This window comes from Methylophaga sp. UBA2012, assembly GCF_002335235.1.
GTDB lineage: Bacteria > Pseudomonadota > Gammaproteobacteria > Nitrosococcales > Methylophagaceae > Methylophaga > Methylophaga thalassica.
Genome location: NZ_DDCG01000008.1, coordinates 1 through 25,006, shown reverse-complemented (window position 1 = coordinate 25,006; position 25,006 = coordinate 1). Strand labels below are relative to the sequence as shown.

The window sequence follows — 25,006 nt, the reverse complement described above, 5'->3', positions numbered from 1 at the left end:
ACCTATAACGAGTCTGTTGGATTATTTAAAAACGCTGATAGAGCCGTCTTGTTTGAATATCAACACCGCAGGCAAAATGAATTCTCCCGTTTGGACTTTGTTTTTAAGCACATCGGCTTCGGCCCAATCCGCGGTGATTTCACGGTTAACAATCACTTTTACTGGAATTTGCATGCCTGGTTTGAAGCCATCGTCGGTATCAGGCAAACCTTCAACATCTTCATAGCGTTGCGTGCCATAACAGAAATGACCTTCATTAGTGGAGTATTTCAATGCTTTTTCGGTCATGGTGTAGATGTATTCTGAGCCCGAATTCGTTTTTGATTTCCGTTCCTCCATATCCAGAAGGCCATCATCTACCATTGGTTGGAGCCAATCGCGTGGCTTAGGTCGTGCTACATAAGGGAACTGTTTGAGTTCTTTAAAACACAGATTGCTATCGAACTTAGCGGCTAAAGCTTCATCAATCTGGCTTTTCTGACCATCGCCGCATGCGCTTAATATTAGAGATGAACTGAGAACGACAAAACCTACCAAATTCCTTGTATGCATTAGAGATTCCCCCTCAAAAAACTCTAAAGATGATTAATGTCAGTTGGGTGTTGCGTTAGAACGTCCTTTTTGTGCGATAAAAAGACTGAGTCAAGCTTAGTCAGTGTTTGTGTGTGAATGAATATTTAACGGATTTTTTTAGTTTAATCAATACTTTGTTTGTTGTTGGCGTTGATTCGAAGATGGATAAACACTTTGTTGAATATGGCGTTTATCTGAGGTGTCATGTCGAGGGTTTGAATGCGGCGTTTCTGTGATTCAATATGCTTTATCAACGCTATATAGAGCCACGGCAGAAGCTGACTCTATAAGCTATGTTCCGACATTATGGAAACAATATTTGTGGCTGATCGGCATGCCATTGTTCGTATTTTGTCATCACACTGGCAAACAACTCACTTTGTAGAAAGTGATTTAACCAGTCTCTGACGAGAGGATAAGGTGCTGTGTTAAACCAGTCGTTATCAACTAAAGCAAACTGACGAACGAAGGGCAGCAGCGCGATATCTGCCATCGTCCATTTTTCACTCAGCAGGCAACCATTTTCTGTTAATAACGATTCCAGATTTTGTAAGGTTTTTTCACCTTGCTCACGGTAATAGCTTTCTGAATGTTCTGGGTAACGGTCTGCATATTTATAGCGATCAAGGTAGTACTTAAAGTCACCATCATTATTGGCAATCAGTTCATCGCATTGGATTTGTTGACGCCGATTGAGCGTTTGATACCAGTTTAATGGATCGCGTTTATCCAGTGCCCAACGCATGATATCAATACTTTCATCAATCACTCTGCCAGTTTCAGTTTGTAAAACAGGTACGGTCGCTTTGGGGGAAACAGCCAATAATTCTGCGGGTTTATCTTTTAATACCACTTCACGAAGTTCGGTTTTTATTCCGCTGGCGGCTAGTGCAAGCCGGGCCCTCATAGCGTAAGGACAACGGCGAAAGCTATATAAAGTGGGATACTTCATGAACAGATTATTTCCAGCTTGAACAAAAACTCAGTATAGACAATCAGCGGTGATAAATGTAAATTAGCAAATGCTAATATTGATGTTGAGATTACCATGGAACATTCATTTACTAGATGGATCGTCATTTTCATACTGCTTTTTCCTGTGAGTTTTACTGTTCAGGCGGAAGCGCCACCCCACGCTGAGGCGGTGTTCAAAAACTTCGCTCAGCAATGGACTTTTGATGGCAGTATTGAAGCCGTTAATCAGGCGACTGTCTCTTCTCGCGTTTCAGCGCAAGTGGCTGAGATCTTTTATGACGTAAATGACCGGGTGGAAAAAGGTGCGCTGATTTTACGGTTTAATGATGAAGAAATTAAAACCCGTCTATGGCAGGCAGAAGCGAATCTGCTGGCCGAACAGGCGCAGTTAAAAGAAGTTCAGGCCAGATATACTGAAGCCGCTGCTGAAGCCAAACGTATTAATGATTTGTACCAACGTAAACAAGTGACCCGTTCCGCTTTAGATAAAGCAGAAGCGGATAAAGCGGCGACGGCAGCTCGGGTCAATGTATTAAATGCCCAAATAAAAGCGCGGCAAGCGGAAGTCGAGCAGGCTAAAGTTGAGCTGTCCTATACCGAAGTGCGAGCACCTTATGCTGGTGTGATGACCAAGCGCTGGATTGAAGTTGGCGAGATGGCAACACCTGGACAGGCATTGATGTCCGGTTTATCACTGGATGATTTACGCGTGGTGTTTACCGTGCCACAGAAACAGTTAACTGAAGTGATGGCGGCCAAGCTGGATGTGCTTTTACCTACAGGCGAACACTTAACACAGCTTGATAAAACCTTAATTCCAGCTGCAGATACACAGACTCACAGTTTTCATATCCGTTTGGATTTACCACAAAATCTCAATGATATTTTCCCTGGCATGACGACAAAAGTCACCGCTTCTGGCAGTGAGCAGCCGGTACTGGTGATTCCAAAACATGCGCTGGTAAAACGGGCTGAAGTGGACGGGGTTTATGTGCTAGCGCAGCAACGGGTTGTATTCCGACAACTCAGAGTTGGGACGGAATACGATGATGGCTGGGTTGAAGTCTTATCCGGTATCGATGCCGGAGAACAAGTGATTACTCAGCCAGATATGGCTTTATTGTATTTGCAGCAACAACATGACTGATATTAAGCCAACACTGGGAATATCCGGCCGTATTGCCGCGTTATTTCAGGACAATGCACTGACGCCGTTGATGGCATTGCTGGCTTTATTGCTGGGGTTGTTTGCATTGATGGTGACGCCGCGTGAAGAAGAGCCGCAGATTGATGTCACCATGGCAGATATTTTCATTGCTTATCCTGGTGCGTCAGCCAAGGAAGTGGAGAGTTTGATAGCGACACCAGCGGAGCAGGTGGTCAGTGAAATTTCTGGTCTGAAACATGTGTATTCAGTATCGAAGCCAGAGTTGGCTATCATCACTGCCCAGTTTGAAGTCGGCGAGAACCGTACCGATGCGATTGTACGTTTGTACAATAAAATATATTCCAATCTGGATTGGCTGCCTAAAAACTTAGGTGTGTCACAACCTATTATTAAACCCAAAGGCATTGATGATGTGCCTATTCTGACGCTGACCTTATGGCGTCGGGGCCAGCAGGATTCAAATCAGTTAAAACAGTTGGCGCAGTCCTTGGAAGTGGAACTGAAGCGGGTTGATGGAACACGGGATATTTATACTGTTGGCGGCGCTGATACCGTAGTGAATATCACCTTAGATCCAGAGGCAATGACGGCTTATCACATTGATAGTCATCGTTTGAGTCAGGCATTGTCAGCCGCTAACCAATCTGCTGAAGCTGGGACGACAGTACAGAATAATCAAATGACAAGCGTTCAAGCGGGTCAGTTTATTGTTTCCGCTGACACGCTGAAGTCATTAATTGTCGGTGTATTTAATGACCAACCGGTGTATTTGACGGATGTGGCTGATATTGCTCTTGGTCCAGAACAACCCCGTCAGTATGTGTGGTTTGGCACCGGACCTGCAGCTGCAGACAAACAGATTAAAGCTCAGGGTGAATATAATGCCGTCACCATCGCCATTGCCAAACAGCCCGGAACCAATGCCGCCGATATTGCCGATGCCGTTCTGCAGCAGGTAACAGCATTAAAAGGTGTGATGATTGCGGATGATGTGCAGGTGACCGTCACGCGTAATTATGGTGAAACGGCGGATCAAAAGGCCGATACGCTGATCCATAAACTTATTTTTGTCACGGTGGCTGTGGTTTTATTGGTGTTATTTGCACTGGGCTGGCGAGAGGCCATTATCGTTGGCGTAGCGGTGGTGATTACTTTATTACTGATGTTATTTGCCTCGTGGGCATGGGGCTTTACTTTAAATCGGGTGTCGTTATTCGCCTTAATTTTTTCTATTGGCATTTTGGTGGATGATGCGATTGTGGTGGTGGAGAATATTCATCGTCATATTCAACAAGGAAAATTAACCTTAAAGCAAGCGATTCCCATCGCTGTTGATGAGGTGGGGCAGCCAACAATATTGGCGACTTTAGCCGTGATCGCCGCCTTATTACCCATGGCCTTTGTCAGCGGTTTGATGGGCCCGTATATGAGCCCGATTCCGATTAATGCCAGTATGGGCATGCTGTTGTCATTAATGGTGGCCTATATCGTGACACCATGGATGGTGTTGAAGATGCTTTCACATTCTCGTTCGGCCAATCATGAGCAAGTCGCCGAGTCCCAATATAACGCCGTTTTTCAGCGTATTTTGAGTCCCTTTCTATTACATGAAAATGCTGCCCGCCGCCGAAAATTACTGTGGGGGGGACTTATTTTGCTGGTCATTGTGTCTGTTGGTCTGGCAGCAATGAAACTGGTTATTCTGAAAATGCTGCCGTTTGATAATAAGTCTGAAGTGCAGATTGTGATTGATATGCCTGAAGGCTCGCCATTAGAAAAAACAGCAGCAGTCACCCGTGCATTGACAGATTATCTGTCGACCGTTGCCGATGTGACCGATTATCAGGCCTATGTCGGCACAGCTTCGCCGATTAATTTTAATGGTCTGGTGCGTCAGTATTATTTGCGTGAGGGCTGGCATCAGGCAGATATTCAAATCAACCTCAGAGATAAACATCAGCGTGATGAACATAGCCATGCCTTAGCACTAAAGCTAAGAGAACCACTGACAGCGATTGCTAAGAAATGGGATGCGCGTATCAAGGTCGTTGAAGTGCCGGCGGGGCCACCTGTGTTATCACCCATTGTGGCGGAGTTGTATGGCTTGAATGAACAACAGCGACAAAATCAGGCATCACAACTTGTTAAGGTGTTTGAGCAAACCGATGGCATTGTCGATATTGATAGCAGCATTGAGGCGAAAGCCGACAGACAGATCATTAATGTAGATAGAAATAAAGCGAGCTTATTTGGCCTGAGTCAGCAACAGATTGTTGAAGCTATTCAGTTAGCGCTGACTGGCGAGGATGTGGGGTATCTGCACGATGATAATGTGAAATATGCCATACCATTGCGGTTGCAATGGTCAATCGAGGATAAAGCGAATCTTGATGCCGTATTGAATATGAAGCTCATCAATCAACAAGGTGAGCTGATTCGTTTATCTGACGTCGTCAATGTGGTGGATGGTGAACATCAGCAAACGCTTTACCACAAGGACTTACAAGCCGTGACTTACGTCACAGCGGATATGGCTGGCAAGGTCGATAGTCCATTATATGGAATGTTTTCGGTGTATCAGCAATTAGAGAATATGCCGATTCAGCAATATTTGGTTTCAGTGCCAAGTCTGGCGCTACAAGATTCACTGAAATGGGATGGGGAATGGCAAATTACCTATGAGACGTTTCGTGATATGGGCTTAGCTTATGCCGTGGGCATTATTCTGATTTATCTGCTGATTGTGGCGCAGTTTCGATCTTATTTATTACCGTTGATTATTATGGTGCCGATTCCGCTGACCGTGATTGGCGTCATGCCTGGGCATGCTTTATTAGGCGCACCTTTTACAGCAACATCGATGATTGGCATGATTGCGATGGCGGGGATTATCGTGCGTAACTCTATTTTGTTAGTCGACTTTATTCGTCATGCGATGGCTGAAGGCATGACGGCTGAGAAGGCAGTGATTGCCGCTGCTGCAACCCGTGCCAAGCCCATTATTCTGACTGCGCTGGCTGCGATGGTAGGGGCGGTATTTATTCTCGATGACCCCATATTTAATGGCTTGGCTATTGCCTTGTTATTCGGAATTCTGGTGTCGACCTTATTAACCTTATTGGTCATTCCGTTGCTGTATTACAGCTATATCAAGACTCGATAAGGGTCATAGCGCCTGTGAGCTCACCTTCGCGTAAACGTTCGGCCTGACGTTTTAAGGTGTGGCGAATGAGGACATTACGATCCATTTCATCCATATGAGTGAAGGCCATACGTAATAAATAAGGTGTTTCAGCGGGGGCTTGTTCGATTTTGTCACAGCCAATCACCGTCGCCAGAGTGTGAATAGTACTGGCTGATGGCACTAACTGCATAAAGAGTTCAACATAATCTCTTGGTGGAATAGGGGTGGCCACTAATAAAGCAACGCCACCCCCACTTAAGTTAACGTCTGTCAGTTTGTCAGGATTGATCGGATTGTTATGACGCTCGATTCGCTGCGCTATCAGATTTACTTTGTCATCCAATAATCGTAGGGCACGTGCCATTTCACGATCATGCTGGCTGATTTGGTCCAGTAAATGTGAAAACACGTTTTGCATTGTGCGTAACTGTGCCCGTTCAGAATCACCATCATTATCTGATGATTGTGAAATACGTTTTGCGACTTCACCAACGTGTGTTTTTTCTACTGGTTTGAACTCAATCACCACCGAGTCATTGATTCGAAAAAATTCACGTCTGTCTGAACCTGAATGTTGCATCACTCTCTACCGTTATCCTTGAAAACCTAATGCCACTTAATCGGCCTGAATATAGGATTCTTTATATCATGTTCCGATTAAGTTGCCAGCATTAAAGGTTTTCGGAGGCGTAATCAGCCAGTCTTGAACGTTCACCTCTGAGCAACGTAATGTGACCACTGTGCTGCCAATATTTAAAGTGATCAACCACATAGGTCAGACCTGAAGTCGTCTCACTCAAGTACGGAGTGTCAATTTGAGCGATGTTACCTAAGCAGACAATTTTAGTGCCTGGGCCTGCGCGGGTAATCAAGGTCTTCATCTGTTTTGAGGTTAAGTTTTGCGCTTCATCAATAATTAAAAAGCGGTTCAGGAAGGTTCGGCCGCGCATAAAGTTTAATGAACGGATTTTGATCCAGCGCTGTAATAGATCGTTGGTAGCCTGACGACCCCATTCACCACCTTCTGTTTTATTCAGCACTTCAAGATTATCCATCAACGCGCCCATCCAGGGCGTCATTTTCTCTTCTTCGGTACCTGGTAAGAAACCGATATCTTCACCGACAGGCACGGTGACACGGGTCATGATGATTTCACTGTAACGTTTGTGCTCAACAGTTTGTGTTAGCGCTGCGGCTAATGTCAGTAGGGTTTTACCAGTACCTGCCTGACCAAGCAGAGTAACGAAATCAACGTCCGGATCCATTAATAGATTCAGGGCAAAGTTTTGTTCACGATTACGGGCCGTAATGCCCCAGATAGCGTGATTTTCTTTGCGGTAGTCATGTACTAACTGGATATCAGCACTCGTTTCAGTGACCGAGCGAACGACAGCTTCAATATTGTGATCTTCACCGGGCGAGTAAATAAGCTGATTGGGATACCAGTCTTTAACCACATCGCCTTCAACTTCATAAAAGGTCTGACCATCGGCTGTCCATGATTCCAGGCGGTTTAAGTCATCCCAAAAGTCCGCATTCAGTTCGCTGGCACCGCGATAAAGCAGATCCACATCATCCAGGACTTTATCGTTGTAGTAGTCTTCGGCACAGATACCTAAAACGGTGGCTTTGATGCGTAAGTTAATGTCTTTTGAAACGAGAATAATCGTGTGATCTTTAATCGCTGCCTGTAATGCAATTGCCACACTTAAAATGGCGTTGTCACCTTGATGACTCGGCAGCTCTTTGGGTAACTCCTGCTCCATTTGTGTGGTCTGGAAAAACAGGCGACCACTGGCATTAGGCATATCACCACTGTTCACGCTGGGTAGAGGTATACCTTTGCTAATGGCTTCATTATCTTCAGCTTGTAACAATAAATCATCGAGGAACCGGCTAACTTGACGGACATTTCGTGAGACTTCAGATAAGCCTTTTTTACCACGATCGAGTTCTTCTAATACAACCATGGGTAAGTAGATATCATGCTCATCAAAACGGAATAAAGCCGTTGGGTCATGCATTAACACGTTGGTGTCCAGAATAAACAGACGTTTACCTTCGGCGGGACGTTTGATCATTGGTTCGAGATCCTCTTTGGTTAGTTGGAGACCTGAGGTTGATTATGGTGCAAGAAATCATTACTGCAAAGAGTGAGCAACGATTATTTTGCCAATGCTATTCATATAAACCGCAAGCCACTTCACAACTGGTTAATTAGTGTTAATATGAAAAGCCTTCCCCGAATGATTTATCTTCGAACGTTTAGCCATTATTCTGCTTTTCCAGGTCGGTATTCCTTTTGGGATGATCCCATTATCTTGTTGATTAATAAGCAATCGATATCGTTTTTATCTGATATGACTGAATTGCTCAGCCCATAATGATTGACCGCTTTGCTCTGACTTAAAGACGGTTTTCTCCTCCCGAAATAACGGCAAAATTTTTCTGTTTTCCCAGCAAACTGATATCAAAAACAGAGGCTTTTGCGATATCACTACATCACCGCATTAGGAGTCAGTCACAATTATCACTAGGACATCTTGTTCTGTCTTACCAGCAAGATTAGTGTTGTCGAACGAGTTAGGCGGGTGTTATGAATATTGATGAAGTAATGAATCCTCCTATATCTACGTAGACATCTAAGGAGGGTGATTCCCCATGAAATTAAAAACAATTTTGGCAGTACTGGCAGGCCTATCTATATCCAGCATGGCTGTTGCGGAAGTAACATTCGATGATTTAATTGGCACCTGGTATGCCGAAACCGATCATGACGGTGAAACTATGAAATGGTTGGTCAAACGTGAAGCGGATCAGAGTTACGCCGCTTTGTTTCTGGTCTGTGACGGTGAAAATCTTTCCTGGGTGCAAAAAGAAAGAGGCCAGTGGAAGATGGAGGGCAAAGAGTTACACACGGTCATTGCGGCCTTTCAGGATATGAATGGAAATTCTTCTGATCAGATCGGTAAGCAAATTCATTATGAGAATCTGGAATTAGTTAATGACGAGTTGAACTATGAACAGAAAGGTAATGACAACACTTACAGCTTTAAGCGAGTGAAAGATGGCTATCAAGTCAGTTGTCAATAATCGAGGAAGGTCAGCCTGATTCAGGCTGACCTTTTTTATAATTTCAATGATTCATCGTCGGCGTTTCCTTCGCTGACATTGTGGTCGTCATTTTCAATCAGTAAAAAGGGGCGAGGATTCGCCCCTTTTTTTATGTCTAATTTGCTCCTGATAGTCGATTCCAAGCGAATAATGACGAAGCTTTTTATAACGACAGTACTGCTTTCACACTCACATCACTGAACAATTAATTTACTACTCAAATGAAGCAAAGCGCTAATATAAACATGTGATTATACAAATCAGTTCAAGGACACTAATTTGTTTGTTGATGGAGTAAACAACGATGTTTGTAAGGCCATTTAAATTAAGCAGACGGGTCAAAGCATTAACCACAAGAACACGTTTGGAATTATTTTTGTTTACTCTGATGATCTCTGTTGGTATTGCTAGCAGTCTGATTTTTTTTAAACACCATATAGAACACGTCAATAGTGAAGTATCCGATACGCACGAAACGACAGTTAAACTGTTTAGGCAATTTCTTGAAGCAGATGCGGTAGGTCTGGCCAGAGCAATTACTGCACTTTCCGGTAATCAAACATTACTCGAAAAAATGCAATCAGGGCAGCGCGATACGATCTATGCTGAATTTGAAGATGATTTTGAGCGCTTAAGAAATCAAACAAAAATCACCCACGCCTATTTTATCGGTCCCAATGGCGATGTTATTTTGAGAGCTCACAAGCCCGACCAGTTTGGTGACCGTTTATCTCGCACTACCTACCTTAAATCTGCCAGAACACAGAAACTTGCCTGTGGCATTGAAATGGGCATGAATTTTTATTCTCTCCGTTGTGTTCAGCCGGTTTATCTAGGAGAGTCACAGGAATTCATAGGTTATATTGAGTTAGCCGAAGAAATCGACCATATCTTTCACGAATTAAAAGAGGCCACGGGTAATGATCTTGCCATTTTATTAGTGGATGACTTTATTACTTTCAGTGAGGCTGATATCCAAGGTCAGGCGTTTAGTCATTACCAGCTGATTTATTCAACCGATTCATCGCTGATGAATGCTCTTTTGCCCAAAGTGAACCTAGATGCTGGATTTATCTCTACAGCAAATAATTTCATTAATGATAAAGAGGAGAAATATGGTATCAGTGTAAGCCCGTTTGAAGATATTACTGGGCAGATATCCGGTGTATTAGTGTCGGTTGAGAACATCACTCGCCTTTATAAAAGTGCCATAAACGAGCTGTGGATCAATGTCGTCGGGGCACTGCTTATTATTTTGCTCACTATCATATTGTTTAGCATCGCCATTAAACGTGCTTTTAAAGCTATGGAAGAGGCGCTGGACGAACGCACGCGCCAGATTGAGTTTATGGCTTTGCATGACGAGCTTACTCAACTCCCCAATCGTGCGATGTTCTGCAAAATGGTACAACATCAGATTAATGAAGCTAAGCGCTATGATCGTCAGTTCTCGCTATTATTCATGGATTTAGATGGCTTCAAGGCGGTGAATGATAATTTGGGTCATGATGCTGGCGATGAATTACTCAGACAAGTGGCTGAACGATTAAACTTGAGTATTCGTGACAGTGACGTAGCCAGTCGTATTGGTGGTGATGAATTTATTGTTCTACTACCCGAAGTATCTGGTGAGGAAGAACATAAACATGTAGATGTGGTTGCTGGCCGAATTCTGAATGCTATTGCTGCCCCATTTATGCTCAAAGACCAAGTCATTCACATCACCGCAAGTATTGGTATCAGCTGTTATCCGGAGCATGGTGATAATGAAGATGAGCTGACTAAACATGCCGATGCCGCTATGTATGCTGCAAAAGAGTCAGGTAAAAATGGAATTCAGCGTTATTCTGCAGAGCTTCACAAACAATCTTTTGAGCGCAGAGCATTGGAAGCCGACTTAAAGAACGCCCTACATAACCATGAGTTCGAGATGTTTTACCAGGCCAAGCTGGATTCACAAAGCGTTGAAATTATAGGTATGGAGGCACTCATCCGCTGGCATCATCCTAATTTAGGCTTGGTTGAACCCGTTGACTTTATCAGTATTGCAGAAGATACCGGGTTGATTATTCCCATCGGTAAATGGGTCATAGAAACGGCTTGTCGTCAAAATATGCAATGGCTAAAAAATGGCAATAGATTATTACCCATTGCGGTTAACTTATCGCCGAAACAATTTAATGACGAACGTCTTTTGGATGATATTCTCAAGATATTGTCCGAAACCCAGATGCCAGCAGAGTATTTAGTGGTTGAAATTACCGAGCGTATCGTGGTCGAGGATGCGGTTAACGCTAACAAAGTTCTCAGAGCCTTGAAAGAACTCGGGGTCGGATTGGCTATTGATGATCTAGGTGTCGGCTATTCATCATTCAGCAGCTTAGAAATTTTCCCTGTCGATAGCATCAAGATTGATCGATCATTTATCCATGGACTGCCGGAAAATCAGAGCAATAGTGCCATCACGGAGGCGATCATTAACATGGCTGATAGATTAGGGCTTAATGTGATTGCAGAAGGCGTTGAAACCATTGAGCAACTTGAGTTTTTAAGAAAATATCAATGCCCGCAACTTCAGGGATTTTATTTTAATAAACCGATGCCAGCAGATGAGTTTGAGAAATACTTGAATAATTCAAAGCAGAGCTTAGCTTGATGGCCGTTCGAGATACTGTGGTATTGGCAAATAAATATGTTGAGCCTCTCACCCACATAGCGTGAGAGGCTGATTCATATTAATTTTTAGAAGATGTTTTTCTTCTTAATCCACACAAGCCTAGCAAGGCTGAACCTAATAACCAGAAAGCTGCCGGAACTGGGACGGCTGAAATATTGGCACCATAGAGATATTGAATACCAGCAATATCATCAGCTTGAAGACCTGTCAGAACAGGGTTGTAATAAGGCCCCATGATAGCGTTAGATTCGTTTGAATGACCCAAGCCCAGTGAGTGGCCAATTTCGTGTAAAGCTACCCAGAAGATACTGATACCGTCTACGAGGCTATCAATACTCCATGTTTCTGAGGTATCAAAATGCAGAGCACCTCCAGCAGAAAAATACCAGTGGGTATCGGGATAAAACGCATGGGCTAGTACGCCGCTTGGTCCATCAATCGTTTCACCACCAATGCGGATATCGCCTGAAGTGGTTAATGTATTAAAGTTAGCGCCATCGTCTGCAACTTCAATAAAATTGAGGTTGGCGACACTGCTCCAGGCATTAAATGCTTTTTTGATTTCTTGCTGAAACCCCAATGGCATAAAGCTATCTAACGCAGAGCAAGTAGATGTATCGCATTGTTCTCCACCCATCATAAAGCTGTAACTGATCGTTGCACCCGTGCCGAGCGTGGGATCTCCCCATTTCTGTATTGGGCCAGAAGATAGGGTGTAAGCATTGGCTGTTGATAAGAAAAATAAACAGAGTAAGGCTGTGAATGTTTTCACTGAAGTCATCCTTGTCTTGAGTTGATAAAGTAGCGGTTTAGTTAATGTGAAATTTATCACATTTTTTAACCTTGTCGCTCAGCTTAATAACACAAAAAAGTCCTTTGTTTATCGACAAAATAAATGAATCAACGTCTATACTCAGCACAATGAACGAACTTGATACCATGATATGGCATACCGTTGCCGATATACCTTTCGGAAAAGTGATGACATACGGACAAATTGCTAAGCATTGTGGCTATCCAGGATATGCTCGTTATGTCGGGACGGTATTAAAAAATTTACCTCCTGACACAGAATTACCCTGGCATCGTGTTATTAATGCACAAGGGCGATCTTCTTTTCCTGAAGACAGCGATAAATACGCTATGCAGATACAGTGCCTTCGCGCAGAAGGGATTGTCATCCATAACGGAAAAATACAATTATCGGTCTACCAGCACCATTAATATGCACCGTAACTCTCTGATAAGGGGAGCTAGCTGATAAGTGTTTATAGCCGTTTGTGTCACTGATACCATATGTATTTAAATTTCTGAGAGCACCATGCAAGGTCTAATCTTAGCCATTCTGGCTTATACCATCTGGGGTACTTTTCCACTCTTTTTCAGTTACCTGAGCCACGTGTCACCTATTGAAGTGACTGCGCATCGGATTATCTGGTCACTGGTGGCTACCTTAACGGTGGGCTTATTGCTAAAACGAGGTAAGCACCTCTGGGAAGCATTGCATAATAAAACGACCTTATTGTGGCTGGGCGCGTCAGCGGTATTTATTGCCATTAACTGGTTGGTGTACATCTGGGCCGTAGGTCAACATCGGGTGCTTGAGGCCAGTTTAGGTTATTTCATCATGCCTTTGGTCAGCTTGCTGATGGGGCGACTCTTACTCAAAGAGTCTTTGCATCCGTTACAAGCCATCGCGGGAGGAATTGCGTTTCTGGCAGTGCTTTGGGAACTGTGGTCGTTTGGCAGCTTGCCATGGGTGGGCGTTGTTTTGTCATTTGCTTTTGCCTTCTACGGACTTATCCGTAAAGTTCATCCGATTGATGGTATTAACGGACTCACCATAGAAGCTTTGTGGTTAATGCCTTTTGTTATGCTGTGGATTGGCTGGCAGGCCAATGCTGAGCCGTCAATATTACAATTTGGCGAGGATGCAACGACAACCGTTTTGTTGATTAGCTCAGGCTTTTTGACGGCATTACCTTTGGTTTTATTTGCTATGGCAACCCGACGTATCAATCTATCGATTGTCGGTTTTATTATGTATATCAATCCAACAATACAATTTCTGATTGGAGTGTATGTCTTGGATGAGCACTTTCCTCAAGCCAGATTAGTGACATTTATTATTGTTTGGTTAGCGATGCTGTTGTTTATGGCTGGGATGTGGCAATTACAAAAACAGAAACAACCCGCTATCAGAACTGATTAGCACTGGCTTTATCCCATAATTTCTGCCACCTGACTGGAACGGTTTGTTGAGTGACCAAACAGCCTTCGGTCAGAGCAGGACCATATAACTCGCTATAAGTCACCGCTGGAGCATCATCGACACGATGTTCTATGTGTTCGGGCGTTAATTCGTCCGGTGAGGTCAGCCCCATTGCTGCAGTTAACTCTAAAAAAGAGGTAAGTGTAGCATCATGGTATCGCTGAACACGCCGCGCTTTCCCATGGACATTAATGGCTCTGGAACGTCGCTCATCCTGTGTAGCAATACCTGTTGGACAATTATTGGTATGACAACGACGCGACTGAATACAACCGATAGCAAACATATAGGGACGGGCAGCATGGAAAAGATCGGCGCCTAAGGCTTTTTTGACAACCATGTCATAGCCTAGTGCAACTTTACCACTGACGATGAGTTTAATCTGATCACGTAAGCCCACGCCAACTAGGGCATTATGAACAAAATACAAGGCTTCATTAATGAATAAACCCAGCCGATCAGAAAATTCTGTTGGTGCAGCACCTGTGCCGCCTTCAGCACCATCAATCGTTATAAAGTCAGGCAGAATGTTTGTTTCCAACATGGCTTTACAAATGCCTAAAAACTCATGTTGGTAACCAATGCAGAGTTTAAAGCCAACTGGCTTGCCTCCTGACATTTCACGTAATTGTTGGATAAATTGAAGCAAACCCTCTGGTGTTGAGAATGTTTTATGGGCAGGGGGAGATAGACAATCTTCACCCATTGGCACATCACGTGTTTTTGCAATTTCCTCGGTAATTTTTGAGGCGGGTAACAAACCACCATGAGCAGGCTTGGCACCTTGTGATAATTTCAGTTCAATCATTTTTACCTGATCGGACCTGGCGGAATGCTCAAATTTAGCCGCAGAAAAACCACCATTTTGGGTTCGACAACCAAAATAACCGGTACCAATCTGCCAGACCAGGTCACCGCCATGCTGCTGATGATATGGGCTAATGCCTCCTTCGCCTGTTACTTGGGCAAAACCACCTTGTTTTGCACCCAAATTAAGCGCTTGAATGGCTTTACCTGAGATAGCCCCAAAACTCATAGAAGAAATGTTAAAACGCGATGAATGATATGGCTGACCACATTGTGGTCCACCGATAGTGACACAGCGGTAGCTATCATCAACTTGTTTAGGGGATAAGGAGTGGTAACTCAGATCATAGCCGGCATGTTCAATATCATTGACGCTGCCAAACGGCATCGCATCACTCACACCGTCAGCACGTTTGTTGATAATCTCTCGCTGTTCACGATTAAATGGTCTGCCGCTGGACTCGGATTCAAAAAAGTATTGGCGTAATTCCGGACGGATAAATTCCAGTAAATACCGAAGGTGTCCAATGACCGGATAGTTGTTTAAAACGTTGTGACGGCAGCGTAAATCGTAGATGCCGAGTCCCGTTAGCATTACCCATACAGCCAGTAGCCAACTGCTTGACGGTATGAGCCAACTAAGAAAAATGAAAAAACACAGACTCAGAACAACAAGTAGAAAGAAGTGCCGGCGATACATATAACCTCACTGTGAATATTTCTATATCCGACTCAACGAGCGCTTATTGGTTGCATTAGCCAACAGGCAAAGCCGTGGTTTTAATTGGCGACTTCATCACAAAGGAAGTGTGAACACCGGTGACACCTTCAATCCGGGTTAATTTATTGAGCAGAAATTGTTGATAGGCATCCATATCCTTCACAATGACTTTTAATAAATAATCTGCCGATTGGCCGGTGATCAGATGACATTCGAGGACTTCAGGGTAGCTGGCTAGTGTCGACTCAAGTGCTTCGAATCGTTCCGGTGTATGTTTATCCATACTGATACCAATAAAGGCCATTAAGGTCAGTCCTAATTTTTTGGCGTTGAGTAAAGCAACATAACCATCAATTAAGCCTTTTTCTTCCATTTGTTTAACCCGGCGCAGACAGGGCGAGGGTGAAAGTTTGATGGCTTCGGCTAATTCCTGGTTGGTGATACGTCCGTCAGTCTGTAATTTTTGCAAGATCATGACATCGTATTTATCAAGTTGTTCAGACATGAAATATTCCTGTTAAATTATATTGTGGTTATATATTTCAATATTTAATAAATATAAGCAATATTATTCTTTTGTTGTTTGATTTTGTGCAAACTTAGCAATTTAATTCTATTAACACTTCTTTATACTATTTCACATGGCTGGAACTGATAGCTCATGCGCCAAAAGCGCGGCTGGCACGATGCACGGACATGATCAAAAGTCATGAACGGTACATCGGAAAAGTATCAATTAACCCGATTGATATGGTGAGTCAGGCAAATTTGTTTCAGCATCTTTTGTGTCATTAATATGTATTGTCAGGAGTCAGACATGATTAGTCAGCCCGCTCAGAAGTATCGCCGCTTTGATGCTATCCAATTGCCGGATCGGCAGTGGCCTAATGTGGTACTCGATAAAGCCCCGATCTGGATGAGCACCGATTTACGTGATGGTAATCAGGCTTTGATTGATCCGATGTCTGTCGATACTAAAATGCGGTTCTTTGTAGCCTTGGTGGATATGGGCTTCAAAGAAATTGAAGTTGGCTTTCCATCAGCTTCGGAGACGGACTTTAATTTCGTACGCCGGCTGATTGAAGAAAATCGTATTCCTGATGATGTCACCATTGAAGTGTTAACTCAGGCCAGAGAAGACTTAATTGCCCGAACAGTGGAATCCTTAAAAGGCGCAAAGCGTGCCATTTTGCATATGTACAATCCGATTGCACCGGCATTTCGTGAGATTGTCTATCGCACAGACAAGGCGGGAGTCAAAGAGATTGCAGAACGAGGCACACGCTGGGTGAAAGAAATGACGGCAAAGCAGCCTGAAACTGAGTGGATTTATCAATATTCACCTGAGACATTTTCCAGTGCTGAAATTGAATTTGCTAAAGAAGTCTGTGATGCAGTAACGGCGATCTGGCAGCCGGCTCCAGAACATAAGATGATTATTAACTTGCCGGCAACCGTGGAAATGGCTACGCCGAATACTTATGCCGATCAGGTGGAATGGATGCATCGACATTTAAATCAACGCGACAGCATTATTCTGAGTGTGCATCCACATAATGACCGTGGCACAGCGGTAGCAGCGGCAGAGTTAGCTGTAATGGCAGGTGCTGATCGTGTGGAAGGCTGTTTATTTGGTAACGGTGAACGCACCGGTAATGTGGATTTAATCACCTTGGCAATGAATTTGTATTCGCAGGGAATTCATCCTGGTGTCGATTTCACCCAGATGGATCAGATCCGTCAGTTGTTTGAAGAAACCACACAATTGCCTGTACATCCTCGCCACCCCTATGCAGGAGAGTTGGTGTTTACCGCATTTTCAGGTTCACACCAGGATGCGATTAAAAAAGGTTTGGCTGTGCAAAAAGCTGATGATTACTGGCAAGTGCCTTATTTACCAATTGATCCAGCGGATGTGAATCGTAGTTATGATGCGGTGGTTCGGGTGAATAGTCAGTCGGGTAAAGGTGGCGTGAGTTTCTTGTTACAGCAGCATGCTGGATTTGAATTGCCACGACGTTTGCAGATTGAATTCAGCAAAGTGGTACAGAAAGTCAGTGATAGCAGTGGCCGCGAAATTAATGCTGACAATATCGCGACCTTATTTGATAAAGAATATGTTCAGGTGAATAGTCCATATCAATATATGGGAAGCCATATTGTTGATGAAGAGAGTCATCAGGTGTTGAGCCATGTGGTGGTGAAATATCAGCAACAACGTATCGAATTAAAAGGTCAGGGAAATGGCCCTTTGGATGCGGTAGCAAAAGCGATATCTGAACATATCGGTGAAACGGTCACCGTTGCTGATTATCACGAGCACGGTATGAGCGCCGGGTCTGATGCGACAGCAGTCAGTTATGTTGAAGTTAAGGTCGGTGAACATGCAACAGTGTTTGGTGTTGGTCAGGATCAAAATATCACTACCTCGGCGATAAAAGCCTTGTTGAATGGTGTGAATCGTTTTATCAACGGTACTAACCCAGAGATAGTTGAGAACGTCGCGGCAGGATAATCAGTCATTTCCCGAGCGTGAGTTAAGGATTCCCTGACTTGTTGCTCGGGATTGTTCTTGTTCCAATGTTATGTTTCTTAGTTATTGATTTATAAGGTGAAAATATTTCCCCATGATTTGAATTCTATCCATTAATTCGTTAGGGTAGGAAACAGTCCTGAATATATACGTATCTGTTCAGGTTCTTCTCACCGATGTTTGATGAAATCAAACAAAGGAGAAAATCATGTTAAAAACACAACTAACAACTTTATTATCCGTTGTAATGCTGGTTTTATTTAGCTCAGGTGCAGCCTTCGCAAATGAACATGAGTCGTCCCATGAGGGAGCAAAACACCCGGCTCATGAAATGGGTGAAGAGCTGGATACCATCAAAGATAAAAAACACAGCGAAGAATATAAAGAAAATATGGAGGAAGCAGAGGACTCTGCTAACTCACCGCATCCAGCACATGAGATGGATGAAAATGAAGAAGTTCAGGAACGCGGTCAATAATCTGCATTCCTGAACGGACACTGCGTCCATAAGCTTTAAGAGGCGCCGCGCTTTTGGAAAAAGTGCGGCGTTTTTTTTGTGACCTTTCAATTTAATCTGTCTGATAAGCTTGAATTAAGCGTTTCAGGGCATCATTTGTACTAAGTTATTCGATTTTAGATCATCACAGGAGCATTCAATGCGACACTTTCGCTGGGTCATTCTTTTTATCATGACTTATACCTTATCAGCATGCGCTACATTGTCTCCTCAGTTCGAACAGCCGCAGGTCAATATCACCTCCTTCACTTTGGCACCTCAATCAACAGCTTCAACACCGACATTTCTTGTTGGCCTAAAAGTCATTAATCCCAACCGGAGTGCACTGCCATTGAAAGGTATGAGCTATTCCGTTGAAGTTGATGGCTATCGTATTTTAAGTGGTGCTGAACCTGACTTGCCTCGTGTCGCAGGCTACGGCACTGAAGAGTTTACAATCAGGGCTGTGCCAGACTTGATTGGCAGTGCGAAGTTAATCAGTCAATTGATGAGTAATAACAAAGATTCATTTGATTATCGATTTAAGGCGCGTCTGGATGTCGGCAGCCTTTTACCTTTTATTGATATTGAAGAGGCCGGGACATTTAGTTTAAAAAATCCCTCATCACCCCGATAAATTCACTGTCATTTCGTGCTCTTCCGAGCATTTGTTGCTATGTTTATGACATAGCTCATATTTAAAAGCGCCCCTATGAATTCGATAAGTATGTTGTTTCTGTTAAGTGGTTCCCTGATTGCTCTCAGCATTCTGGCTAGCCGCTTGTCGTCATTGTTTGGTCTGCCTCTACTGATTATCTTCCTGGCTTTAGGTATGTTGGCTGGGGAAGACGGCGTTTTAGGTATTCAGTTTGATAATTATTCTGTGGCCTTTGTCATTGGTCATCTGGCATTAGCAATGATTTTGCTTGATGGCGGTATGCGTACTCGCCTGAAAACATTCCGTGTAGGTTTTAAACCTGCCTTATCTATGGCCACGGTTGGCGTATTTATTACCAGCGGCGTCGTTGGTTTAATCGCAATGTGGATTTTTAATCTGACATTGGTTGAAGGGCTGTTGATCGGCGCTATTGTCGGGTCAACGGATGCGGCCGCTGTATTTTCCATGTTGCGCGGCCAAGGGATTAATATCAACGAGCGGGTTGGTGCTACCCTTGAAATTGAATCGGGTACTAACGATCCGATGGCTATTTTCCTCACCTTGATGTTTATTCAACTATTGATCAGTGATGAAAATACAGTTTTAGGCAATGTCTTATTTTTCCTGCAACAGTTTGGCTTTGGCATTGGGATTGGTCTTTTAGGTGGTTGGTTAGTTAAGCGTTTATTGAGCAAATTAGAGCTGGTACCAGGCCTGTATTCTCTGCTGGCTTTAGCACTCGGCTTTACAATTTTTGGATTGGCTTCTTGGGTGGGAGGCAGTGGTTTTTTGGCGATCTACCTTTGTGGCTTAATGATAGGCAGTGAAAACACGCGTCAGTTACAGCACATTTTACCTGTGTATGACGGCCTGGCTTGGTTAAGTCAAATTGGCTTGTTCCTGGTACTGGGTATGTTGGTCACGCCAACTGAATTGATGAAATATGCTTTACCGTCACTGGTTATTGCCTTAGCCCTTATTTTTGTTGCCAGACCGCTGGCTGTCGTGCTCTCAGTAAAACCGTTCTTTAAGTTCCGCTGGCGGGAAATCGGCTTCATTTCCTGGGTTGGATTGCGTGGTGCTGTGCCGATTGTGTTAGCGATTTTCCCTGTTATCGGCGGAGTAGATAATTCGTCAATGTATTTCAATGTGGCGTTTGCTGTGGTCTTGCTATCGCTATTAATTCAGGGCGGAACATTATTGCCGATGGCAAAATGGATGCGGGTACAGATCCCTAAAAAAGCCAGCCCAAGACAGCGTGGATCTCTGGGGATTTTGCCCGAGCGTGATTATGAAATGTTTGTCTATAAAGTAGAAAATCATCGCCTTGATGAGCAACCTATTCGGTTATTACGCTTTCCATCAGGGGCAATGATTTCTGCATTATTCCGTAATGAAGAGATGATTCATCCTAAAGGTAGTACCCGCTTAAAATTAGGCGACATTTTATGTGTGATTAGTCGCGAAGAAGATTTAGATAATCTGAATGAGTTATTTAATGGTGATAATCAACTTAACCAGAAACAGTTAGCCTTTTTTGGTTCTTTTGTACTCAATGGCGATGCGATGCTGGTAGATGTCGCTAAGGCCTATGGCTTAACCATCAGTCCTCAGGAAGTCGGCGTCAGTCTGGGCGAGTTTATTGCTCGTCGGGTAGGTGGCCACCCTGTTGTGGGGGATGATATTGATTGGCACGGTATTCATTGGGTAGTGAATGAAGTCGATGGCGATACCGTGAAAAAAGTGGGTATGAGGCTTTATTGAGAAAGGGATATGTGACTGAATCCATGTTTCCTCTCATTAAACATTGTTTTCTATTTCGCTTTCTGTCATATTTTCCACATCATCATTTTTTGGTGACCTGTCATAACTTATAGAACACAATCTGAGCATTGTTTAATGGAGAACAGTTAGCTGAGTTTGTCGCCTGTTTGTGTGCACTTTTCAGTGGAGGTTTAGCTTCATTCATTAGCTAACAAACATGATGCGGTTTTGACTGGTAGCCGTTTTCTATGGAGTTAAAATGAATTTATCTATTCAGCAACGCTTTAGCTTGTGGGCTGGACTGAGTCTGTTATCCATTGTGCTCGTGACAGTATTGGTCTCGATGTATAATTTTGGAAAAATTAATCAATCACTTTCTGAATACAGCAGTGAATTGACAAAAAAACAGGCGGAATCATACCTCGAATTACTCGCTAGCGATACCAGTGCCAGTCTACTGGTTCCTCTCGAAAAAGCATTGAATGTTGCCACTTCTTCAGCCATGTCTATGCAGTCTCTTGCCGAAGCTTCAAACACCATTGATAAGCGTGAATTAGCGTTAGATATTCTAAAAAAGACATTAAATCTGAGCCCTAATTTCTTAGGAACGTATGTCGCATTTGAACCTAATCAACTCGATTTTTCTGATGGTCTATTTCGTTCAACGACTGGTAGTGATGAAACTGGTCGCTTTTTACCGTATGTGATTCACGGTAATGATGATGGTTTTGCTGTTGAGAATCTGGTTGGACTTGAAGACCAGAGCCTTGACGACAATGGTGTCAGAGCCGGCGAATATTATCTATGCCCGAAAGATTCCAACAAAAGCTGTGTCATTGACCCTTATATTTATCCGATTAATGGTAAGGATGTCTTATTGACCAGTATGGTCGTGCCGGTGAATAAAAACGGTAAATTCATTGGTATGACGGGGATAGATATCAGCGCCGACTTTTTACAGTCTAAAGTGATAGAAGTCGACAAACAGCTTTATGAGGGCGCGGGCCAGATGCTGTTATTAAGCCCCAAGGGTGTGATCGTTGCCGATAGTGAGCATCCGGAATTAGTGGGTAAAAACCTGAAGTCGGTTGATGCTGGTCTGGTTGAAAAAATTAAAGCGGTGTCTGCTTCAGGGGAAGGCAGTATTTTTGCTGATAATAAAACTCTGAACGTACTAAAGCCTTTTAACTTGGCTCAGGCTGATAAGCCATGGATTGTCTATATTTCGGTGCCAGAAGCGGTTATCTATGCAGATATCAGACAACAGCAAGAATTTATGGATAATCAGCAATCTCACTTCATCAGTCAGACAACTTTACTCGGCATATTATTTGCCGTTATCGGTGTGCTCGTTGTTTGGTTCGTCGCCAAAAGTAGTGTGAAGCCTTTACATGATATGACAGGTATTGTTGGCAAACTGGCCGGTGGAGAAGGTGATCTGACGCAACGGATTAATGTGACTCGTCAGGATGAAACCAGTAAGCTGGCAAACCTGTTAAATACTTTTATTCAGAAGTTGCAGACTCTAATTAAAAATATGCTGCCTATAGGTAATCGTATAAGTGACTTGTCAGCTCAGGGTAAGCAAATTAGTCAGCAAACCAGTGAGCAGATGAATGAGCAAAGCAGTTTATTAGATCAGATGGTGTCTGCAGTGACTGAAATGTCTGCCTCTGCACAGCAAATTGCGGGTAATGCTGAACGTACAGCGACACTGGTGAGTGATGCACACCAATCAACCGAAGCCGGTGCCGATCTTGTCAGTCAGAATGCACAGTCAATCAGTGACGTGAAAAACAGTGTTCAACTCTCTGAAGCGGCGTTGGACCAATTGGTCAAAAATAGTGGTGCCATTGCCGAGATTTTGGTTGAAATTCAGGGCATCGCAGAACAAACCAATTTGTTGGCGTTAAATGCCGCGATTGAGGCGGCCCGAGCGGGTGAAAAAGGACGTGGTTTTGCTGTGGTGGCAGATGAAGTACGTGCATTGGCTAACCGCTCTCAGTCAGCGACCGTAGAAATCCAGAATCGTCTTTCATTATTGAATCAAGGTAATAAAGAAGCCTCTGAAGCGATGAAAAAAAGCGGTCAACAGGTAGAGCATAGCGTGGAATTAGCGCATTCAGCTGCCAGTGCCTTAATGAAAATTAAAACTGCCATTGATGAAGTCTCTGAAATGACTTTACAGATTGCTTCAGCCACTGAAGAGCAGAGTAATGTCTGTGAAAACGTCAGTGAGAACTTAACCCGTATTTCTGATCTGGTGCAGCAAACGGCGGAAGGCGCAAAACAATTGAGTCAGGTCGGTAGCGATTTGGATGCCACAGCCAATGAGTTGCAAACCGGCTTATCGTCATTCAAGGTGTAAGTCAGTGTTCAGCCAGCAGCAATGCTGGCTGAACTACATCCATCAGAGTTAAAAAGTCACGGTGAGTATCTGGTATAATCGTGCGATTTTTATAATCGCTTTACCAGATGGGAAATCTGCTTTAAATGACTGTGCTTCAACAAATTAAATCCTTACTCGAACAACGTATCCTGATTCTTGATGGTGGCATGGGCACGTTGATTCAAAGCTATAAGTTGGAAGAGAAAGATTTCCGTGGAGCACGGTTTGCTGATCATCCTTGTGATGTTAAAGGCAATAACGATCTTTTGTCTTTGACCCAACCACAGATTATTCGCGATATCCATCGCGCCTATTTTGAAGCCGGTGCGGATATTGTCGAAACCAATACTTTTAATGGCACCTCTATTGCCATGGCTGATTACCAGATGGAAGATCTGGTGTATGAGTTAAACAAAGTCTCAGCAGAATTAGCCAAAGAAGTGGCTGATGAGTTTACGGCCAAGAATCCAGATAAACCGCGTTTTGTCACTGGGGTGTTAGGTCCAACTAACCGCACGGCCAGTATTTCTCCTGACGTAAATAATCCTGGTTTTCGTAATGTCAGTTTTGATGAACTGGTTGAAGCCTATCTGGAAGCCATTCGTGGTTTAGTCGATGGCGGTGCGGATTTATTGCTGGTGGAAACCGTTTTTGACACATTAAATGCCAAAGCGGCTCTGTTTGCGATTGATCAGTTTTGCGAGCAAAACAATGTGCATATTCCGGTCATGATTTCCGGCACCATCACGGATGCCAGTGGCCGCACGCTTTCTGGCCAAACCGCCGAAGCGTTCTGGAACTCACTGGCACATATCCAGCCGCTGAGTATTGGTCTGAACTGTGCGCTGGGTGCAGAGCAATTACGTCAATACGTAGAAGAATTATCCAATGTGGTGACTTGCCACGTCAGTGCTCACCCTAATGCGGGTTTGCCAAATGAGTTTGGTGAATATGATGAGTCACCAGAAGTCATGGCGGTGCAAATTAAAGAATGGGCACAATCTGGTTTCTTAAATATTGTTGGTGGCTGCTGTGGTACCGCACCTGCACATATTAAAGCCATTGCCGATGCAGTGGCAGGCATTAAACCACGTCAGCCAAAAGCTAATTTACATCATTGCCGTTTAAGTGGTTTAGAACCCCTGAATATCACTCCTGACAGCCTGTTTGTGAACGTCGGTGAACGAACCAACGTCACGGGTTCCGCCCGCTTTGCCAAACTGATTAAAGAAGGTGACTACGACACCGCTTTAGAAGTCGCTCGTCAGCAAGTGGAGAATGGTGCTCAAATCATCGATATCAATATGGATGAAGGCATGTTGGACTCGAAAGAGGCCATGGTGACCTTCCTCAATTTACTGGCTGCTGAGCCCGATATCAGCCGCGTACCGGTGATGATTGACTCATCCAAGTGGGAAGTTATCGAGGCCGGTCTGAAATGCATTCAGGGTAAAGGCATTGTTAACTCCATCAGCCTGAAAGAAGGCGAAGAAAAATTCATCGAACAGGCCAAGCTGGTTCGTCGCTATGGTGCGGCAGTGATTGTAATGGCGTTTGACGAAGTCGGTCAGGCTGATACTCGCCAGCGTAAGCTGGAAATCTGCAGACGCTCTTATGAAGTGTTAACTGAAAAAGTGCATTTCCCACCCGAAGACATCATTTTCGATCCGAATAT

Annotated in this window: 19 protein-coding genes; 12 read left to right on the top strand and 7 right to left on the bottom strand. The window is 43.8% G+C overall.

Features of this window, described 5'->3' with window-relative positions; genetic code table 11:
- Positions 1 to 21: 21 nt before the first annotated feature.
- Both B2248_RS06715 and B2248_RS06710 read right to left on the bottom strand, forming a co-directional pair.
- Positions 22 to 552 carry a hypothetical protein gene (locus tag B2248_RS06715; protein ID WP_273179698.1) on the bottom strand — a complete coding sequence of 177 codons (531 nt, stop codon included), beginning with the start codon at positions 550 to 552 and terminating at the stop codon, positions 22 to 24.
- 325 nt (positions 553 to 877) lie between these two features.
- On the bottom strand, positions 878 to 1,525 hold the full coding sequence (locus B2248_RS06710; RefSeq protein ID WP_273179700.1) for a glutathione S-transferase: 648 nt from the start codon (positions 1,523 to 1,525) through the stop codon (positions 878 to 880).
- Between the two features lie 96 nt (positions 1,526 to 1,621).
- Here B2248_RS06710 and B2248_RS06705 point away from each other — a divergent pair, with 96 nt between their 5' ends.
- On the top strand, positions 1,622 to 2,695 hold the full coding sequence (locus B2248_RS06705; protein ID WP_273179702.1) for an efflux RND transporter periplasmic adaptor subunit: 1,074 nt from the start codon (positions 1,622 to 1,624) through the stop codon (positions 2,693 to 2,695).
- The gene (locus B2248_RS06700) at positions 2,688 to 5,879 is read left to right on the top strand and encodes an efflux RND transporter permease subunit (RefSeq protein ID WP_273179705.1); all 3,192 of its coding nucleotides are present in this window, start codon (positions 2,688 to 2,690) and stop codon (positions 5,877 to 5,879) included. Before B2248_RS06705 ends, B2248_RS06700 begins: the two co-directional genes overlap by 8 nt.
- Here the strand turns inward: B2248_RS06700 and B2248_RS06695 are convergent.
- Both B2248_RS06695 and B2248_RS06690 read right to left on the bottom strand, forming a co-directional pair.
- Complete coding sequence (locus tag B2248_RS06695; RefSeq protein WP_040576617.1) at positions 5,866 to 6,480, bottom strand: PilZ domain-containing protein; 615 nt, start codon at positions 6,478 to 6,480, stop codon at positions 5,866 to 5,868. The genes B2248_RS06700 and B2248_RS06695 overlap by 14 nt on opposite strands.
- 91 nt (positions 6,481 to 6,571) lie before the next feature.
- Entirely contained in the window at positions 6,572 to 7,981 is a 1,410-nt protein-coding gene (locus B2248_RS06690; protein WP_273179707.1) for a PhoH family protein, read from the bottom strand.
- 580 nt (positions 7,982 to 8,561) lie between these two features.
- On the opposite strand from B2248_RS06690, the gene B2248_RS06685 reads away from it, so the two are divergent.
- Together B2248_RS06685 and B2248_RS06680 are read left to right on the top strand one after the other, a co-directional pair.
- Positions 8,562 to 8,993 carry a hypothetical protein gene (locus tag B2248_RS06685; RefSeq protein WP_273179711.1) on the top strand — a complete coding sequence of 144 codons (432 nt, stop codon included), beginning with the start codon at positions 8,562 to 8,564 and terminating at the stop codon, positions 8,991 to 8,993.
- Positions 8,994 to 9,318: 325 nt separating this feature from the next.
- Positions 9,319 to 11,670: a bifunctional diguanylate cyclase/phosphodiesterase gene (locus tag B2248_RS06680; protein ID WP_273179713.1), complete on the top strand. Its 2,352-nt coding sequence runs from the start codon at positions 9,319 to 9,321 to the stop codon at positions 11,668 to 11,670.
- 79 nt (positions 11,671 to 11,749) lie between these two features.
- On the opposite strand, the gene B2248_RS06675 is transcribed toward B2248_RS06680, so the two are convergent.
- Positions 11,750 to 12,463, bottom strand: a complete 714-nt coding sequence (locus B2248_RS06675; protein WP_273179715.1) for a matrixin family metalloprotease — start codon at positions 12,461 to 12,463, stop codon at positions 11,750 to 11,752.
- A gap of 149 nt (positions 12,464 to 12,612) precedes the next feature.
- Between B2248_RS06675 and B2248_RS06670 the strand changes: the two genes are divergently transcribed.
- Both B2248_RS06670 and rarD read left to right on the top strand, forming a co-directional pair.
- Positions 12,613 to 12,915: an MGMT family protein gene (locus B2248_RS06670; RefSeq protein ID WP_349676132.1), complete on the top strand. Its 303-nt coding sequence runs from the start codon at positions 12,613 to 12,615 to the stop codon at positions 12,913 to 12,915.
- A 97-nt stretch (positions 12,916 to 13,012) separates the two neighbouring features.
- Complete coding sequence (gene rarD, locus B2248_RS06665) at positions 13,013 to 13,903, top strand: EamA family transporter RarD (RefSeq protein ID WP_273179718.1); 891 nt, start codon at positions 13,013 to 13,015, stop codon at positions 13,901 to 13,903.
- On the opposite strand, the gene B2248_RS06660 is transcribed toward rarD, so the two are convergent.
- Positions 13,890 to 15,470 carry an FMN-binding glutamate synthase family protein gene (locus tag B2248_RS06660; RefSeq protein WP_414673467.1) on the bottom strand — a complete coding sequence of 527 codons (1,581 nt, stop codon included), beginning with the start codon at positions 15,468 to 15,470 and terminating at the stop codon, positions 13,890 to 13,892. The genes rarD and B2248_RS06660 overlap by 14 nt on opposite strands.
- 55 nt (positions 15,471 to 15,525) lie before the next feature.
- Entirely contained in the window at positions 15,526 to 15,996 is a 471-nt protein-coding gene (locus tag B2248_RS06655; RefSeq protein WP_273179723.1) for an Lrp/AsnC family transcriptional regulator, read from the bottom strand.
- A gap of 312 nt (positions 15,997 to 16,308) precedes the next feature.
- On the opposite strand from B2248_RS06655, the gene leuA reads away from it, so the two are divergent.
- The 6 genes from leuA to B2248_RS06625 form a co-directional block, all read left to right on the top strand.
- Positions 16,309 to 18,006 (top strand): 2-isopropylmalate synthase, encoded by a 1,698-nt coding sequence (gene leuA, locus B2248_RS06650; RefSeq protein WP_273179726.1) that lies wholly within the window; start codon positions 16,309 to 16,311, stop codon positions 18,004 to 18,006.
- Between the two features lie 226 nt (positions 18,007 to 18,232).
- Complete coding sequence (locus tag B2248_RS06645; protein WP_273179730.1) at positions 18,233 to 18,502, top strand: hypothetical protein; 270 nt, start codon at positions 18,233 to 18,235, stop codon at positions 18,500 to 18,502.
- Between the two features lie 178 nt (positions 18,503 to 18,680).
- Positions 18,681 to 19,157: an LEA type 2 family protein gene (locus tag B2248_RS06640; RefSeq protein ID WP_273179733.1), complete on the top strand. Its 477-nt coding sequence runs from the start codon at positions 18,681 to 18,683 to the stop codon at positions 19,155 to 19,157.
- Between the two features lie 75 nt (positions 19,158 to 19,232).
- Positions 19,233 to 20,942, top strand: coding sequence for a potassium/proton antiporter (locus B2248_RS06635; RefSeq protein WP_273179734.1), 1,710 nt, complete (start codon positions 19,233 to 19,235; stop codon positions 20,940 to 20,942).
- A 259-nt stretch (positions 20,943 to 21,201) separates the two neighbouring features.
- Positions 21,202 to 23,310 (top strand): methyl-accepting chemotaxis protein, encoded by a 2,109-nt coding sequence (locus B2248_RS06630; RefSeq protein ID WP_273179737.1) that lies wholly within the window; start codon positions 21,202 to 21,204, stop codon positions 23,308 to 23,310.
- 125 nt (positions 23,311 to 23,435) lie between these two features.
- Positions 23,436 to 25,006 (top strand): homocysteine S-methyltransferase family protein (locus B2248_RS06625; protein ID WP_286722507.1); only part of this gene is annotated, 1,571 nt, incomplete at its 3' end.

Excerpts from the sequence above, each read along its gene's own strand:
- B2248_RS06715 (WP_273179698.1), bottom strand. The coding sequence starts at position 552 with ATGCATACAAGGAATTTGGTAGGTTTTGTCGTTCTCAGTTCATCTCTA.
- B2248_RS06710 (WP_273179700.1), bottom strand. The coding sequence starts at position 1,525 with ATGAAGTATCCCACTTTATATAGCTTTCGCCGTTGTCCTTACGCTATG.
- B2248_RS06705 (WP_273179702.1), top strand. The coding sequence starts at position 1,622 with ATGGAACATTCATTTACTAGATGGATCGTCATTTTCATACTGCTTTTT.
- B2248_RS06700 (WP_273179705.1), top strand. The coding sequence starts at position 2,688 with ATGACTGATATTAAGCCAACACTGGGAATATCCGGCCGTATTGCCGCG.
- B2248_RS06695 (WP_040576617.1), bottom strand. The coding sequence starts at position 6,480 with ATGCAACATTCAGGTTCAGACAGACGTGAATTTTTTCGAATCAATGAC.
- B2248_RS06690 (WP_273179707.1), bottom strand. The coding sequence starts at position 7,981 with ATGATCAAACGTCCCGCCGAAGGTAAACGTCTGTTTATTCTGGACACC.
- B2248_RS06685 (WP_273179711.1), top strand. The coding sequence starts at position 8,562 with ATGAAATTAAAAACAATTTTGGCAGTACTGGCAGGCCTATCTATATCC.
- B2248_RS06680 (WP_273179713.1), top strand. The coding sequence starts at position 9,319 with ATGTTTGTAAGGCCATTTAAATTAAGCAGACGGGTCAAAGCATTAACC.
- B2248_RS06670 (WP_349676132.1), top strand. The coding sequence starts at position 12,613 with ATGAACGAACTTGATACCATGATATGGCATACCGTTGCCGATATACCT.
- rarD (WP_273179718.1), top strand. The coding sequence starts at position 13,013 with ATGCAAGGTCTAATCTTAGCCATTCTGGCTTATACCATCTGGGGTACT.
- B2248_RS06660 (WP_414673467.1), bottom strand. The coding sequence starts at position 15,470 with ATGTATCGCCGGCACTTCTTTCTACTTGTTGTTCTGAGTCTGTGTTTT.
- B2248_RS06655 (WP_273179723.1), bottom strand. The coding sequence starts at position 15,996 with ATGTCTGAACAACTTGATAAATACGATGTCATGATCTTGCAAAAATTA.
- leuA (WP_273179726.1), top strand. The coding sequence starts at position 16,309 with ATGATTAGTCAGCCCGCTCAGAAGTATCGCCGCTTTGATGCTATCCAA.
- B2248_RS06645 (WP_273179730.1), top strand. The coding sequence starts at position 18,233 with ATGTTAAAAACACAACTAACAACTTTATTATCCGTTGTAATGCTGGTT.
- B2248_RS06640 (WP_273179733.1), top strand. The coding sequence starts at position 18,681 with ATGCGACACTTTCGCTGGGTCATTCTTTTTATCATGACTTATACCTTA.
- B2248_RS06635 (WP_273179734.1), top strand. The coding sequence starts at position 19,233 with ATGAATTCGATAAGTATGTTGTTTCTGTTAAGTGGTTCCCTGATTGCT.
- B2248_RS06630 (WP_273179737.1), top strand. The coding sequence starts at position 21,202 with ATGAATTTATCTATTCAGCAACGCTTTAGCTTGTGGGCTGGACTGAGT.